Source organism: Microbacterium sp., assembly GCF_049661145.1.
Taxonomy (GTDB): Bacteria; Actinomycetota; Actinomycetes; order Actinomycetales; family Microbacteriaceae; genus Microbacterium.
This window is the reverse complement of the sequence record NZ_JBASZT010000347.1, coordinates 1-2,173: the sequence shown is the minus strand read 5'-3', so window position 1 is coordinate 2,173 and position 2,173 is coordinate 1. Positions and strand designations below refer to the sequence as shown.

Annotated in this window: 1 protein-coding gene and 1 pseudogene; both read left to right on the top strand. The window is 69.3% G+C overall.

Translation table 11 applies throughout. From position 1 onward, the window contains the following. Positions 1–238: 238 nt before the first annotated feature. Positions 239–2,089, top strand: coding sequence for a glutamine--fructose-6-phosphate transaminase (isomerizing) (gene glmS / locus WBP48_RS14385; protein ID WP_424441441.1), 1,851 nt, complete (start codon positions 239–241; stop codon positions 2,087–2,089). Positions 2,090–2,092: 3 nt separating this feature from the next. Further along, a pseudogene (locus tag WBP48_RS14380) lies at positions 2,093–2,173 on the top strand (holo-ACP synthase); the annotation flags it as partial.

The following is a 2,173-nucleotide window of genomic DNA, read 5'->3' as shown; positions in this document are numbered from 1 at the left end:
GGGTGAGTGGGGTGGGCTCGGCAAGAGGGGCGGGGCGAGAGGGGCGAGAGGGACGAGGGGGCGGGCGGGGCGAGGGCGGCGGGGCGAGTGGGGTGGGCTCGGCGAGAGGGGCGGGTGGGGCGCAGGGGGGCGACCTTCGCCATTGCGACGTTCGCCATTGCGGCGTGGGTGTTGTGGCAGGTTTTGTCACCGTGTTGTGGGGCCGTCGGTCAGGTGCCCACCGCATACCATGGAGCGCATGTGTGGAATCGTCGGATACGTGGGCCCGCGTGAGAGTCAGGCCATCCTCCTGTCGGGGCTCGCGCGCCTGGAATACCGCGGTTACGACTCCGCCGGCATCGCCGTCATCGACGGTGACGGAGGCCTCGATATGCGCAAGCGCGCCGGCAAGCTGCAGGTGCTGCGCGACGACCTCGCCGCCCACCCGATGCCCGACGGCACGACCGGCATCGGCCACACGCGGTGGGCCACGCACGGCGGCCCGACCGACGCGAACGCCCACCCGCACCTCGCCGACGAGGACCGGCTCGCCGTCATCCACAACGGCATCATCGAGAACTTCGCCGACCTCAAGGCCGAGCTCTTGAGCGAGGGGTTCACGTTCCGGTCCGAGACCGACACCGAGGTCGCGGCAGTGCTGCTGGGGCGCGAGTACCAGGCATCCGGCGATCTCGTCGACGCCTTCCGCACCGTAGTCGCGCGCCTCGAGGGCGCGTTCACACTGCTCGCGATGCACCGCGACCAGCCCGGCCTCGTCGTGGGCGCGCGCCGCAACTCGCCGCTCGTGATCGGGCTCGGCGACGGCGAGAACTTCCTCGGTTCCGACGTCGCGGCCTTCGTCGAGCACACCCGCCACGCCCTCGCGATCGGCCAGGACGAGATCGTCTCGATCCGGCCCGGGTCCGTCGAGGTCACCGACTTCACGGGGGCTGCTGTCGAGGTCGAACCGTTCGAGGTCGTCTGGGATGCCTCGGCCGCAGAGAAGGGCGGCTGGCCGTCGTTCATGGCCAAGGAGGTGTCCGAAGAACCGGATGCCGTCGCCAACACGGTCCGCGGCCGCATCCGCGACAACGCCGTGACCATTCCCGAGCTGGACGGGCTGGACGAGCTGTTCGTCGGCATCCGTCGCATTGTCGTCATCGCGTGCGGGACCGCGGCATACGCCGGCATGACCGGGAAGTACGCGATCGAGCAGTGGACGCGCATTCCCGTCGATGTCGAGCTGTCGCACGAGTTCCGCTACCGCGACCCGGTGATCGGCGAGGACACCCTCGTCGTCTCGATCAGCCAGTCCGGCGAGACGATGGACACGCTCATGGCCGTCAAGTACGCGCGCGAGCGCGGGGCGAAGACGCTGTCGATCTGCAACACGCAGGGCGCGACGATCCCACGCGAATCGGATGCCGTCATCTACACCCACGCCGGCCCCGAGGTCGCCGTCGCCTCGACCAAGGCGTTCGTCGCGCAGATCACGGCGCTGTACCTGCTCGCTCTGCACGTCGCGCGCGTGCGGGAGTCGCTGTCGCCGACCGAACAGGCGCTGCACGTGCGCGAGCTCGAGTCCGTGCCCGAGAAGATCGCGCGCGTGCTGGGCGAGGAGCAGAAGCACATCAACCAGTTCTCGCACTGGATGGCCGACACCCAGTCGGTGCTGTTCCTGGGCCGGCATGTCGGATACCCGATCGCGCTGGAGGGTGCCCTCAAGCTCAAGGAGATCAGCTACATCCACGCCGAGGGCTTCGCCGCCGGCGAGCTCAAGCACGGCCCCATCGCGCTGATCGAACCCGGTCAGCCGGTGTTCGTCATCGTGCCGTCGCCACGCGAATCGGCCGAGCTGCACAAGAAGGTCGTCTCGAACATCCAGGAGATCCGCGCCCGCGGCGCGCGCATCATCGCGGTCGCCGAGGAGGGGGATGCCGCCGTGCTTCCCTTCGCCGACGAGGTCCTGCGCATTCCGCTGGCCGGGCCCTTCTTCGAGCCGCTGCTGGCCGTCGTGCCCCTGCACATCTTCGCGATGGGCCTCGCGACGGCCAAGGGCCTGGACGTCGACCAGCCGCGCAACCTCGCCAAGTCCGTGACCGTCGAGTAACCCATGATCGTCGGCATCGGCGTTGACGTGGTCGACCTCGCGAGGTTCGAGCGCGCGTTGGTGCGAACCCCGACTCTCAAGGAC

Coding starts and splice junctions, on each gene's coding strand:
- glmS (WP_424441441.1), top strand. CDS start 239: ATGTGTGGAATCGTCGGATACGTGGGCCCGCGTGAGAGTCAGGCCATC.